This window comes from Sorangium sp. So ce281, from assembly GCF_051527395.1.
Lineage (GTDB): Bacteria > Myxococcota_A > Polyangia > Polyangiales > Polyangiaceae > Sorangium > Sorangium cellulosum_B.
In genome coordinates, this window is sequence record NZ_CP150322.1 from 4,185,127 (window position 1) to 4,199,210 (window position 14,084).

Consider the following 14,084-nt stretch of genomic DNA (forward strand, 5'->3'; position numbering starts at 1 on the left):
GCGATCCCGGCTGGTGTCAATTGATGTGATAATCGAGGCGCTTGAATGGTAATGGCCTCGAAATCGCGATTACGCGCGAGCGGGATCCGGATCCGTGACGAGCGTGACCACTCGTCCGTATGCACGCAGCTGGCCCCGCGCGGAGCATGAGAATCCGTCGGGGTTGGTGGCAATGCAGACACGCTGTCTGCAATGGCCTGCGCGCGGCGGGCATGCTCCGCCGGCCGCGCGGACCTCTCGGTCAGCGCCGTGCGCGGTCGATCTCGCTGGAGGGGAGGGAGGGGGCGAGGGGGGGAAGGGGCCGGCGAGCGGTCAGCCAGCGCTGGCGCCGGCGCTGGCGCCAGCGCGCGAGGCGAGCCGCGCGAGGTCCTTGGGGTCGCTGACGCGGACGAGGATGACGGTGATGTTGTCCCGCCCGCCCCCCGCGTTCGCCTTCTCGATGAGCGCCTGCGACGCCTTCTCGGGATCGGGCTCGGCGAGCAGGATGTCGCGGATCGCCTCGTGGCTCGTCATCTTCGAGAGGCCGTCGGAGCAGAGGAGGTAGACGTCGCCGGGGTGGGGCCGGGCGATGATCAGATCGACCTTGACTGCGGGGGAGATTCCGATCGCCCGGCTCAGGTGGTTCGCCATCGGCCCGGTGATCCCCGCGGCGCCCATCGTGTGATCGGTGGTGAGCTGCGTCAGCTCGTTGTCGCGCAGGCGATAACAGCGGCTGTCGCCCACGTGACCGATGTAGAGGCGCTGCTTGTTGGGCGAGAACCGCGCGCTGACGAGGGTCGTGCCCATGCCCGTGAGGCTCCGCTCGGCGTGGGCCCGCTCGTAGATCGCCTGGTTCGCTTGCTGGATCGCGACCGCGAGCTCGCTGCCGCGACGAGGGACGTCGGGGTAGGGGCTCTCCGTGTCGCTCTCCACGAACGACTGATCCTTGAACGCGCGCGCGATCGTGTCGACCGCGAGGCGGCTGGCGACGTCGCCGCCCGCGTGGCCGCCCATGCCGTCCGCCACGGCGAACAGGTAGTGCTCGTCCAGGCAGAGGTAGCAGTCCTCGTTCTTCTTGCGTTTCTGACCGGGGTCTGTCTGGCCGACGGCGCTGATGAGCAGGAGCGGCGACGAGCTGGTCGGCTCGTCGACGGCTGCCTCGTCGTCGTAGATGATGGGGACGGCGGACGGCTCCTCGCGCTCGTGCCCGTCGTCATCATCATCGTCGTCGTCGTCGCCGCCGTACGACGGGACGCTCGCGCGCTTGATCGTGCTCTGCAGCACCTCCGGCGGCGCCAGCGTGATCAGCGTGAGGTCGTCGTCATCGTCGAACGCGTCGTCGTCGTCGCAGCGCGATGGGCCGTTCGAGCGCTTCCAGTCGGCGCTCGAGACCCGCTCGGTGCGGCCGTGACCTCCTGCGGTGTTCGCGTGGGCGCTCTCGCCCGCGGGCGTGTCGCCCCGCATCCCTGCTGTGCCTGGCCTCGTCGTTGAATCTTCGAGATCTCCCTCCCCCTCGTCGAGGGCTTGGGCTCCTGGGCCCCCCTGCGTCAGCGCCGTCGCCGCGCGAGGACGGGCCCGGTCGCCGTTGTTCGAGCGAAAATACCAATAGATCAGCCCAAGAAGGGCGATTCCCATGACAAGGGCGGCTGCGAGATCGGCCATGTCCCGGCGACCAACGTAGCAAAGGCGCGCCGCGTCTCCGAGATCAACGTGCAGGGGGACGGACGACGGCGATCGATCCTGGTCGAACTTGACCTGCGGAGCTCACACTGCAGGGGCGCACCTTGGGCACCACCCGGCGCGGGGAGCGCCACCTCACCCCGCCGCAGGGCTGCCCGCCCCGTGACGGGCGACCGCTGCAGAGCGCCTCGCCCAGAGCAGCGCGCCTCGCCAGGAAGAGGCTGCGCCTGGCGGGCTGTGCGCTCACCCGGGGCAGGCCGCGCGGGCGTGCTGCGCTGCGGCAGGTGCGCGCGAGGAGCGAGGGCCTTCGCAGCGGCGCCTGCCGCTCGTTCGCCATGAGGCCCGCCGGGAGCGCCGCGCGCCCGCGCGTGTCCGCCGCAAACGAACCCACCGAGCGGAGCGGGTTGCCAGTGCTCCTGGTGCTGACTAGTCTCCGCGCCCGCATGAAGCTCGCCCGCACACTTCTCCAGACACCTCGCATCGTTGGCGTCGTCCTCGCGGCCTCGATCGTGGGCGGGCTCGGGGTCGCGGGCTGCTTCGTCGAGGGCGAGGGCCTCCCGCCGCCGGTCGAGGGGCTCTATTATCCGACGGGGCTGGCGGCGTCTCCCGGGGGACGGGTCCTCTACGTCGCGAACTCGGACTTCGATCTCCAGTTCAACGGCGGCACGGTCCAGGCGCTGGATCTCCAGCGGCTGCGCAAGCGGGCGCTCACGCTCCAGTCGGAGCTCGCTCCCGGCGGGCAGAACGCCACCGTGCGCGGTGCGTGCAAGAACGTGGGGCTGGCGACAAACGCTGCGCCGTCGCTCTACCCGGGGCCGTGCGGGCCGCTCGACATCTCCGCCCTCGAGGGCGACGACGAGGTCGTCCGGAGCTCGGCCGTGATCGGCGCGTTCGCGTCCAACCTCCTCCTCGTGCACAGGCCGCTCAGCGGCGAGGGCGCCGACCCCGGCGCGGAGCGGCAGGCGCGCCTGTTCGTGCCCGTGCGCGGCGACCCCTCGGTGACCTTCTTCGACGTCGCCGACGACCGGTCCGACGACGCCGGCGCGCAGCGCTGCGAGGGCGATGCCTGCTTCCAGCTGGACTGCGGCGCGAGCGCGGCGGGCGGGCGCTGCAGCAGAGATCACCGCATCGGGGAGGACCCGGGCCGGGAGCTCATCCGGCGCAAGCTGCCGCTGGAGCCGTTCGGGATCGCCGCCGGCCCGGGCGGGACGAGCATCGTCGTGTCGCACCAGACGGAGAACGCCGCGAGCGTCATCGTGAACCGCTGGGAAGCGAGCGAGCGGCCGCAGCTCGCGCACGTCCTCACGGATCTCGCCTTCGGGCCGACGGAGCTCGCGGCCGTGCCGCGCCCGAGCGTGCTCGGGGCGCTGCAGCAGAGCGGGTGGGCGATCGACGACCAGCCGGCGTTCGCGGTCACGTACCTCGCGGCGCCGGAGCTCGGCCTGCTCCGCTATGAGGACGCCGCTTCAGGCGGGGCGCCGCGCCTGTACGAGTCGACCCCGACGCGGATCACCGCGCTCGCGAGCGGCACCAACTCCCGCGGGATCGCGTTCGACGCGAGCGAGCGGAAGGCGTGCGAGGACGGCTGCGCGGATGACGCAGACGTGGCCGAGTGCCTCGAGCGGTGCGTGGAGATCCCGATCCCGGTGTACGTGGCGCATCGCGGCCCGAACTCGCTGCTCATCGGCGAGCTGACGACGACGCTGGTCAAGAGGGACTCGGACGTCCCCACGGCGAAGCGGGCCTCGGTGTTCGACACGATCGCGTTCCACGACTCCGCCGTGCTCGGGGCCTACCCGTCTCGGATCGAGATCGGTGAGGTGATCGACCTGGAAGGCGTGCCTCGCCGGAGGGTCTTCGCGCTCGCGTTCGACGCTGGGCTCGCGTTCTCCTACGACCCGGAAGCGCGCCAAGTCGACGCCGTCATCAAGACCGGGCGTGGGCCGCAGGCGCTCGCGTTCGACACGGGCTCCACGTGCAGCGACGATGACGAGAAGGCGCGCTGCGACTGCGAGCAGGGCAGCGCCGGCTGCGAACCCTATTCCCTCATGTACATCGCGCATTTCACCGACTCGTACCTCGGCGTTGTCGACCTCGACATGCGCAAGACGAACACGTTCGGCATGCGCAAGGCGAACACGTTCGGAACGATGATCCTCACGGTGGGCACGCCCGTCCCGCCCCGGGAGTCCCAATGAAGCCGCGCCTCGCGCTCCTCGCTTCCACCTCCGGCCTGGCGCTCGCCGGGTGCGCCGCGGAGGCCACGCCGGTCCCCGTCGAGGCCCTGGCGCAGTCCGGCCGCAGCGCCTTCGTCTGCCTCGCCATCGACCGGCCGGATCCCGACAAGCCGGGCGTGATGCGCTCGCTGCCGATCACGGACTGCTCGTACGGCACCGTCGAGTCGTCCACCGACTACGAGGTCGACGCCAAGGACGGGGGCAGGGCCACGCTCCCGCACCTCTACGGCCTCGTCACGCAGACCGCGCGCGGCGAGGTCGCGGTCGTCGATCTGACGACCGAGTCCTCGCTGATCGTCGATCGGGACACGGGCACGCCCGCCCCGAGCTTCCTCCCGGTCGGCGCGCAGCCGGTCGACATCGTCGCGACGCCGGGCGGGACCGCGTCGTTCGTCGCCGTCGCCGAGCCGGGGCGCGCGGGGATCTACGCGCTCCCGTCGGCGAAGGTGCTGCCGCGCGAGGGCTGCCCGGTCCCGTCGCTCAGCTCCTGGCCGGCCTGCTCGCTCCCCTCGGCGCCGGGCGAGATGCTGCTCCTCGCCGACCCACCGGATGCCAACGGCAACGTGCGCAGCTCGTGTGACGCCGGCCCCCCCCCGTACGACGCCGAGCCGACCCCGCCTGGCGACCCCGGCGCGTTCGTGGACGACGTCTGCGCCACCTCGAACGGGAGCCTCGCCATGGAGGGCGGCGGCCGGCAGAAGCTCCTCGTGACCCTGCCCGATCTCGGCGGCTTCGTCGTGATCGACGCGCAGACGCTCCTCGAGCACGAGGACTACAGGGACGGCGGCTTCAAGGCGTGCGAGGTGGAGCGGTGGGTCCCTCTCCAGGTCTCGCTCCCGCCGGCCGCGCCGCCCGACGAGCCGCCGCCCGGCGACGTGTCGCCCGACGACGTGTCGTGCTCTCAGCCGGCGGTCGCGGCCAGCCCGGAGCAGGCCTTCGACAAGCCCCGGCCCGCGGGGCTCGCGCTCTCCGGCGACCGGCTGTTCATCGCCGATCTCGACGCGCCTGTGATCCACGTCGTCGACCTCCCGACGCCCTGCGAGCCGCGCGAGCAGCCCCCGCTGCTGCCCGCGTCGACGCTCGACCCCGGGCGCGTCGTCACGACGAGGCGCCTCGCGGTGAGCCAGGCGTCGCCCCCCGAGTTCAACCGCTACCTCTACGCGGTCGACGCCGGCGACGGCAGCGTGATGGTCTTCGACGTCAGCGACGACGTCGGCGAGGACGCGTCCAGCCGGTCGCCGCTCTCTCGCGAGAACCCGGACTGGAACCCGTTCCAGCCGCCCGACCGCATCCGCCTGCCGGCGCCTGTCCGCGATCTCGCGATCGTGCAGCGCGAGGTCCCGAGGAGCCTCCCGGCGACGGGCGTGGTGCCGAGGGGGATCCGGTGCAGCCCCCTCCCGGAGCTCAGGACGTGCGACAGCAGCGTCACGTCGTGCGACCTCGAGACGCTGTACCGCACGTCGACCGATCGCGACTCCGGCGCCGGCCCGCTGAAGCTCCGGGGCACGTTCGCGTACATGGCGCTCACGAACGGGCAGGTCGCGATCGTCGACATCGACGACCTCGACGCGGCGTGCCGCGGACCCGAGCGCCAGAGCGCCCGCGCGGGCTGCGGCGCGGACGCTTCGCCGAGCGGCCCGCCGCTCGAGACGAGCGGCGAGGCGTCGTGCAACGTCGTCCTCCCGCACGCTGTCCGCTCGGAGACCTACATCGTGGCGAGCGACGGCTCCGGCCAGATCGAGCCCGGCGTGCAGGGCCTGCCGATCCTCTACGATCGCAGCGGCGCGGTCGTGCCGCTCTCCGGCGAGAGCCCGAAGATGCGCGCCACGTTCCCGTCCGAGGGGGCCGCGCCTGACCTCGGGCTCGCGGTGGGGGTGCAGCGCGAGGCGATCGCGTCGAGCGACAGCGGTGAGAGCGAGCTCGACGAGCGGGGGCTCGTGCTGAGGTCCGGCGGGCCGCAGCACGCGCTGACGATGAACCTCGAGGACCCGCGGGTGCACATCGCCAACGAGACGTGGACCGTGACGTACGAGGGGGTGCTCACGTCGATCACCCGGGCCTCCATCGCCTTCGACGAGAACCTCCACCTGAGGGGCACCGACGCCCGCTTCTGCCGCCGCGGCGTGCAGAGCCTGACCAGCGTGACGGCGCAGCTCAAGGCCGCGGGCGTCCCGGAGGGCGAGGCCGAGACCCGCGCCGAGCAGCTCGCCGACTTCGCGCAGATCACGTCCGAGCTCCCGGACGAAGACGCCACCTACTGGAAGAGCGTCGACCCGGCCGTCTGCTCGTTCGACACCTGCAACGCGAAGTACGGCAGCGTCATCACGTCGCGCCCGGCGCTCCGCATCGTCGAGGCCTACGAGGACCACCTCGAGCTCGAGCGGACGGACGAGGTCGAGTTCGCGGCGTGCTGCTTCGCCGGCTCGGTGCAGCTCGGCATCCGCGCCGGAGGCCAGTGGGTCGTCCGGAGCAACGGCGCCGGCTTCCTGCACCACGTGATCGCCGATCCTGCGGGCGGCTATTGCCGCAACTCGTGCGACACGCGCCTCTCGCGGTTCAACGGGCGCGTCGTCCACACGCCGCGCGACGGGCGCGTCACCGACGGTGACGTGGGAGCGTTCCTCAACCCGATGTTCCGGTTCGCGGTCACGGGCGGCGTGCCCGAGCAGGACATGCAGTTCCGCTTCACCACCCAGGGCGCGTTCAGGCCGCTCGCCCTGGACCTCGCGGCGATCAGCGACACACCGGAGCTCCAGCCGCAGTCCATCCAGCTCGTTCCGGCCACGGGCCAGCTCGCCGTCACCGACGGCTCGGTCCAGGGCCTGTTCCTGCTGAGCTCACGCGACGTCGCCGTGACGCGCCGGTACCGCTGAGCCGCCTGCCGGCCCCGCGGCATTGCGGTCTCGGCGCCGATATTTCCACGAAAACAGCGGAACAAACGCGCGATTCGCGCGTGGACCTCCCCGGCGGTCGAGACTAAGACGCCGGCGATGCAGCCGTCCGAGCAGCCTGTGGCCAGGAAGAAGCTGACGCCGGTGATGCGCCAGTACGAGGATGCGAAGGCGCTCCACCCCGACGCCATCCTCTTCTTCCGGATGGGCGACTTCTACGAGATGTTCAACGACGACGCGGTCCTCGTGTCGCGCGCGCTGAACCTGACGCTCACCAGCCGCAACAAGGGCGAGCCCGACGAGTCCCCGATGGCCGGCGTCCCGCACCACGCGGCGCACGGGTACATCGCGCGGCTGCTCGCGCTCGGCCACAAGGTGGCGATCTGCGAGCAGTGCGGTGATCCGTCGAAGATCAAGGGGCTCGTGCCGCGGCAGGTCGTGCGCGTCGTCACGCCGGGGCTCGTCACCGAGACCGAGCAGCTCGACGCGCGCGCCAACCACTACCTGGCGGCGGTCGACGGCGGCGGCGCGCCCCGCGGCGACGCCCTCGGAGCGGGGGGCCCCTACGGCCTCTCGCTGCTGGATCTCTCCACCGGCGAGCTCTCGGCCACGTCGGTCCCGGACGCCGCGACGCTCCTCGCGGAGCTCGCCCGGGCGGATCCGCGCGAGGCGCTCATCGCCCGGGACCTCCCGGACGTCCGCGCGGCCGCGGCCTCGCTCGCCTGCCGGGCGGCGCTGCGCGACGACGAGGAGCTCGACAGCGCGCAGGTCGCCTCGATCCTCGACGACGCCGCGATCGAGCCCATCTCGGCCGCGGCGCTGGCCGAGCACCCGCTCCCGGCGGTGCGCGCCGCGGCGCGGGCGCTGCGCTTCGCGCGCCGCTGCAGCCCCGGCGCGCGCATCCCGGTGCGCCGCATCGCCCCGCACGACACCTCGGGCACGCTGCGCATCGACGAGACGGCCCAGGCGCACCTGGAGCTCGTGCGCGCCGCGGACGGCGGCCGCCGCGGCACCCTGCTCGACGTCATCGACTGCACGGTCACCCCGGGCGGCGCCCGGCTCCTGCGCCGCCGCCTGCTCTCGCCGCTCGCCGACCTGGCGGGCATCCGCCGGCGCCTCGACGAGGTGGAGCTCTTCGTCTCGCACCCGCGCGCCCGCGGCGAGCTGCGGCAGGCGCTCGGCGGCGTCGGCGACCTCGAGCGCCTCAGCGTCCGCGCGCTCCTCGGCGAGGCCACGCCGCGCGACCTCGGCCTCCTGCGCGACGGCCTCACGGCGGCCCCGGCGGCGATCGCCGCGGTCCGGTCGATCCCCGACCTCGGCAAGGCGGCGGCGCGGAGCGACGACGGCGCCGCCGCGCGGGGCAGCGACGCCGCTGCGGCCGGATCGAGCGCCGAGCCGCTCCTCGCCGAGGCGGCGGCGCTGGATGTCGTCGCCGACGTGTGCGCCGAGCTCACCGCCGCGCTGATCGAGCGGCCGCCCCCGAACACGCGCGAGGGCGGCATCTTCCGCGAGGGGTACGACAAGGAGCTCGACGACGCGCGCGGCGTGGAGAAGAACGCGACGGAGCTCATCCTCGCGCTCGAGGCGAAGCTGCGCACGCAGACGGCCGCGCCCTCGCTCCGGGTCAAGTACACGCGCGTCTTCGGCTGGTACATCGAGGTGACGCGCGCGCACATCGCCAAGGTCCCGGAGACCTTCCGCCGCAAGCAGACCGTCGCGACCGGCGAGCGCTACACGAGCGACGAGCTCGACGAGCTCGCCGACAAGATCGAGCACGCCGGGGCGCGCGCGCTGGAGCGGGAGACCGCGCTCTTCGACCGGCTGCGGGCCCTCGTCGCGAAGAGCGAGGGCCGCCTCCGCGCGCTCGCGCGCAAGCTCGCGGCGTGGGACGTCGCCGCCGCCCTCGCGGACGTCGCCCACCGCAACGACTACGTGAGGCCGCACGTCACGGCGGGCGAGGCGCTCGCGATCCGCGACGGCCGCCACCCGGTGGTCGAACGCTACGCGGCCGCGGGGCACTTCGTGCCGAACGACACCCGCCTCGATCTCTCGGGCGAGCGGCTCTGGCTGATCACGGGCCCCAACATGGCGGGCAAATCGACGCTCATGCGTCAGGTGGCCCTGATCGTGGTCCTCGCGCAGATGGGCAGCTACGTCCCGGCGCGCGAGGCGGAGATCGGCCTCGTCGACCGGATCCTCTCGCGGGTGGGCGCGAGCGACAACGTCGCGCGCGGCGAGAGCACGTTCATGGTGGAGATGCGGGAGACCGCCGAGATCCTCCGCGACGCGACGCGGAGATCGCTCGTGATCCTCGACGAGATCGGCCGCGGCACGAGCACGTACGACGGCCTCGCGATCGCGTGGGCCGTGGCGGAGCACCTGTTCGACGCGATCGGCTGCCGCGCCCTGTTCGCGACGCACTACCACGAGCTGACGGAGCTCTCGGCGCGCGCGCCGGGCATCGCGAACTACTCCGTCGCCGCGCGCGAGCACGGCGACGACGTGATCTTCCTCCACAAGCTCGAGGCGGGCCCCGCGAGCCGCAGCTACGGCGTGGCGGTCGCGCGGCTCGCGGGGGTCCCCGAGGGGGTGCTCGCGCGCGCCCGCGCGATCCTCGCGACGCTGGAGTCGGGCGCCGCGCTGCCGGGCGGCAAGCACGCCTCCCTCCGCGGCCGCACGCGCGGCGGCGCCGCGCAGCTCGACCTGTTCGCCCCCGCGCAGGCCTCGGTGCCGCCGGAGCAGTCGGCCGTCATCGAGACCCTCCGCGCCGTGGATGTCGATCGGCTCGCGCCGCTCGACGCGCTGCGGCTCGTGGCCAAGCTGAAGGGCCTCCTCGGCGGCGGCGGCTGACCGCGGCGGCTCAGTCCGGCGGCGCGATCTCGCGGAGCTCGGTGCCGCCCGCGTACCCGTAGCTCACGAACGAGTCGAACCCCGTCACGAGCAGCCCCACGGGCGCGGAGGCCGTGAGCCAGTGCACGCCGTCGCGCTGCATCCCCGGCAGCACGTTGTCCGGCGCCTGCCGCGCCGGATCGATCGCCGCGAAGCTCAGCTGGCAGCGGTAGACGACGAACGACGGCGCGCCGCCCCCGCGCTGCGCCTCCGTGAGCCCGTCCGCGGGCGCGATCTCGCACTCGTCCGGCCCGAGCGTCGCGTCGTCGAGCCGCACGACGGCCGACCGCGGCGCGACCACCGAGATGAAGTCGAACGCGTACTTGTCCGGCGTCAGGAACACGTAGTCCGGCCGGAACTGCTCGATGGGCGGCAGGATGGTGAGGCTCGGGTCTCCGCCTGGCAGCCCCTGCTTGACCCCCGTCGCGTTCTGGCTGGCCATGATCTGCGACACGATGATCGGCTCGGAGCTCTCGATCATGAAGTCGCCCCACGCCGTCACCTCGCGGAACTCGCCCAGCGCCGACAGCGTGATCCGATCGTCCGGCGGCGGCAGGGTCGTCTCGATCACGGCGCCCTTGCCGCTGGCCGCCACCATCCTGACGTACTCCGGCTCGGGCACGGCCTCGATCCGCGCGCCGGCCTTCTTGACGGTCAGCGACCGGCTCGGCGTGTGCGGCACCGCGAACCGCTTGCCGGCGGTCCGGGTCGGATCGAGCTGATCCTCCAGGTGGTCGGCGCAGCAGCGGCGATCCGCGAGCACCTCAAAGTGCGGCGCGTCCGAGGCCTCGCTCCCGGTGAAGACCGCGATCGGCTGATCGGCCTTCACGATCGAGCCGGTGAAGTCCGCGTTGAACCCCCCGCTCTCCAGGTTGAGCACGTCGAACGCGCCGAGCTTGACCTCGATCGACCCGCCCTCGGGCGTCTCCGGGACGGGCCCGCCCCCCACGACCCTCGCCGTCGTCGTCACCTGCACGGTCGTCCCTTCGCGCGTCCCGACGATGGTCAGGAACGCCCGAAGGTCGATCGGGTTCTGCGGATCGAAGTTCGTGTCCGGATCGTCCGTGACCGCGATGGTCTGCGGCCACCCTGTGACGACGTACGCCGTCGCCATCGCGCCCGGGCTGTACGTCAGCGCCTCGCGCGGCTTCAGCAGCGAGGCGTCGTTGGAGAACACGTTGGCGTTCTCCAGCGGGTTGAACTGGTAGGCGACGATGGGGAACTTCGACGTGATCTTGTACGCGTGCCGCGTGAGCGCCGTGTGCGTGCCCGTGTTGTACTCGCCCTCCGGGCTGCCATCGACCTCGCGCGGCCCCAGCTTGAACACCTGGAGATAGAGCGGCGCGATGAGCCCGCTCGCGATCTCCACCGGGGCGGGCTCGTCGCCCGGCGCGCCGTCGTCCTGGAAGATGCGGATCTCGTTCGGCACGTCCGGCTGCGGGTTCGAGACCACCACCGCGAACTGCTGCGCCGCCGCGTTTCCTGTCGCGTCGATCCGCGCGTTGTCCAGATCGACCGCCCAGTACTCGCACCCCACGTTGCTCCGCTCGAGCTCCGCGACGGCGCAGAGGTGCTGGCAGCTCCCGCTCCGGCACGCCTCGCCGGCCTCCGTGTCGCACGTGTCGATCACGCGGCCGAAGCGGCCGTCCGCGTCGCAGACGACGACGTCCTGATCGCGGCACGAGTGCGCGGCGGGCACGCAGGGCCGGCAGCCGAGCTCGACCGACGCGCAGACGAGCCCTCGAGCGGCGCAGTCGTCGAGCGTCACCCACGCCAGCCCTGCGCCGGTCTCCTCGCAGCGGACGAGCTCCGCGCCGCAGCGCACGTCGCCGGCCGTGCAGGGCGGCGGCGCCTCCGGCCGCTCCCCCCACCGCGTGCCGCTGTCGAAGCAGCTCGGCGCGAGCCCGAGCCCCGCGGCGACGGCGACGAGGGCGGCGGCTGCAGCGTGCCGCGATCGGGCGCGCGCCGGCCTGCGCGCTCGCGTCGGGTGGGGCGGGGCGCTCATCACAGGTGCGCGTTGAAGCTGTCGAGGGAGTAGGCCGCCATCCCCGCCGGCTTGAGCTGCCGGTAGACGAGCTTGCCGTAATCGAAGCCGTCGATCCGCGCCCCGTACACCCCGATCGTGAGCGGCCCCGGCGGCAGCGCGCCGTGCTCCAGCCCGAGCTGCCGGAGGTCCGGCACCTCGACGGCGTGCGACCCTGCCGGCACGGCCACGGTCCACCGGATGAGGCCGTTTCCGCTCGCGATGTCGTAGACGCTGAGATCGACGGGCGCACCCGCGCCGAACGAGGTCGCGAGGTGGGACCCATCCCAGGCGCCGTTCTGCGCGGGCGCCTCGAGCGTCGGCACCCCCACGAAGTCGCCGATGCGCACGGGCTCGCTCGTGCTGGTCGAGAGGACCCGCCCGACGACGGACAGCGGCGCCAGCCCCGCCTGGCCGGTCACCGCGCGCGCGGACGAGTGGTAGCTCGCGCCGAGCAGATCGCGGGCGAGCGGCGGCACGCCCACGAACGTCAGCCCCCCGTCGAACGGGATCAGCGGGCTCTGTGCGCCGATCGGGAGCGTCGCGAACCCGTCGTTGCCGATCATCAGCGACACGTTCGCCTGGATCCGATCCGGCCCCTTCGGCCCCTTTGCCGGTGCCCTCACGTCCATCGAGAGCGCGTGGTCGAGCGGCTGGTTGATCCGCACGAACACCTCCCTCGTCCACTCGTTCGGGAGCACGGGGATCCCGCGGACCACGCCCATGGCGTACGCCGTGAACCGCGGCGGGGTCGTCGAGCGATCCTCGAGGCCCGCCAGCGCGTAGATCGTGCGGTTGCCGGGCGCGATGTACATCGTGAACCCGTGCCCGAGCTTGCCCGACGTCTCCGGCGTGAGCGCCTGGAACTCGGACGGCAGCCTGAAGGTCGCGAGAGGATCGGCGCCCGTCGTGAACAGGTACGCCGCCTTTCGCTCGGTCTCGCGGCGCGGGCTCGGGATGTTGCCCCACGCGACGCTCCCGGGGTCCAGCGACGTGTCCCAGACGAGCTCGCCCTCGATCGCCCCCGCGCTGCCGACCTTGCCGCCGACTGGCGGGGGCGGATCGCCGGACGCGCCGCACGCGGGGGTGAGCACCGGATCCAGGTAGACGGTCACCGTGTCGACCGGCACGTCGACGAACGAGATCGGGCTATGGCACGTCGCGGCCACGGTGACGGTGCGCGGCGAATCGAGCGACGCGTCCTCGATCACCGCGACGCCGGACGCGTCGACCTCGATCGGGGAGGTCGTGTCGGTGCCGACGACGACGCTCGCTCCCGGGATCGGATCCCCCGTGAAGTTGTTGTAGACGAGCACCTTCAGCCGTCCGGCGAGCGGCGCGCCGCTGAGCCCGCCCTTGAAGCCGTTCTCGCTGTCCTCGTAGGTGTAGCCGTCCAGCACGAGGATCGTCTCGCCGCCGGTCGTCACCGAGATCGTCTTCGCGCCCGGCGTGCCCTGGGGCACCGTGCACAGGAGCCGCGTCGGCTCCTGGACGGCGAGCGACGTGCACGGCTTCTGATCGATCTTCGCGACCGTCCTCTCGTTCCAGCGCGTGCCCTGGCCGACGAGCTCGATGGTCGTCCCGCCGGAGATCGGCCCGCTCGACGGGGACGCATAGAGCGCGTCGTACACGTAGCCGCCCGGCAGCGTTCGCCGGGTCGACGTGTCGTCGCCGTTCTGCACGGCGAGCTCCACCGGGCCCGCCGCGCCAGGCGGCGCCGCCACCTGGACCCGGCTGGGATCGATGGGCACGATCGCGGACGGATCGACCTCGACGTCGCCGAACCAGACGCGGACCTGGGAGCTGAAGCCGTTGCCGTGGAGCAGGACGCGCTGGCCTCCGTTGAACGGCCCGTGCGTCGGGTCCGCGCCGAGCAGCGCGTGCGGATCGCCGCCGGGCAGCCCTGCGCCGGCCGACGATGACGTCGACGTGGTCTGCGGGTCCACGCCGAAATCGCCGCCATCGCCGTCGGTCTGCCGGCGGATGCCCTCCGGCGCCGAGGCGATGCACGCAGAGACGATCGCGAGCCCTGCGCAGACCGGAGCGAAGCGTGCGGTAAGAAAGCCTCGTGATGCGGTTCGCACGAGGCGAGTGTACGCCTGCGCGGAGAGCCGCGCGAAGACACACGCAAACACACGGAAATTGTGCACGCCGAGGTGGCGGCTTCGTCGCTTGACAAGCGAGGTGCCTCGGGGTAGCAAACCGCCCCCCTTCTCGCGGTCTCGTGACGAGGGGGACAGCGGAGGCTGAATCCTCGCCTTCGCTGCCGCAGAACCGAATCCACACGCTCTCCTGGCACCCACGGCATTCCGCGGCCCGGTGCCCCAGCAGCACGGACACTCCTGTCCGCGCATGGGGTTGGTCGCGGGAGGGGGAGCGGCGGAC

6 protein-coding genes are annotated in these 14,084 nt (G+C 72.6%); 3 read left to right on the forward strand and 3 right to left on the reverse strand.

Annotated features, from left to right (window positions below; all coding sequences use genetic code 11):
• Positions 1–312: 312 nt before the first annotated feature.
• Positions 313–1,443: a PP2C family protein-serine/threonine phosphatase gene (locus tag WMF27_RS15850; protein ID WP_437768043.1), complete on the reverse strand. Its 1,131-nt coding sequence runs from the start codon at positions 1,441–1,443 to the stop codon at positions 313–315.
• A gap of 659 nt (positions 1,444–2,102) precedes the next feature.
• Here WMF27_RS15850 and WMF27_RS15855 point away from each other — a divergent pair.
• The 3 genes from WMF27_RS15855 (at position 2,103) to mutS (ending at position 9,637) form a co-directional block, all read left to right on the forward strand.
• Positions 2,103–3,857: a hypothetical protein gene (locus WMF27_RS15855; protein ID WP_437768042.1), complete on the forward strand. Its 1,755-nt coding sequence runs from the start codon at positions 2,103–2,105 to the stop codon at positions 3,855–3,857.
• Positions 3,854–6,769: a hypothetical protein gene (locus WMF27_RS15860; protein ID WP_437768041.1), complete on the forward strand. Its 2,916-nt coding sequence runs from the start codon at positions 3,854–3,856 to the stop codon at positions 6,767–6,769. Before WMF27_RS15855 ends, WMF27_RS15860 begins: the two co-directional genes overlap by 4 nt.
• A gap of 117 nt (positions 6,770–6,886) precedes the next feature.
• A complete protein-coding gene (mutS, locus tag WMF27_RS15865; protein WP_437768040.1) occupies positions 6,887–9,637 on the forward strand; it encodes a DNA mismatch repair protein MutS in 2,751 nt (916 codons plus the stop codon).
• 10 nt (positions 9,638–9,647) lie between these two features.
• Here mutS and WMF27_RS15870 read toward each other — a convergent pair whose 3' ends face one another.
• A complete protein-coding gene (locus WMF27_RS15870) occupies positions 9,648–11,681 on the reverse strand; it encodes an IgGFc-binding protein (protein ID WP_437768039.1) in 2,034 nt (677 codons plus the stop codon).
• A complete protein-coding gene (locus WMF27_RS15875; protein ID WP_437768038.1) occupies positions 11,681–13,783 on the reverse strand; it encodes an IPT/TIG domain-containing protein in 2,103 nt (700 codons plus the stop codon). Before WMF27_RS15875 ends, WMF27_RS15870 begins: the two co-directional genes overlap by 1 nt.
• Positions 13,784–14,084: the final 301 nt, after the last annotated feature.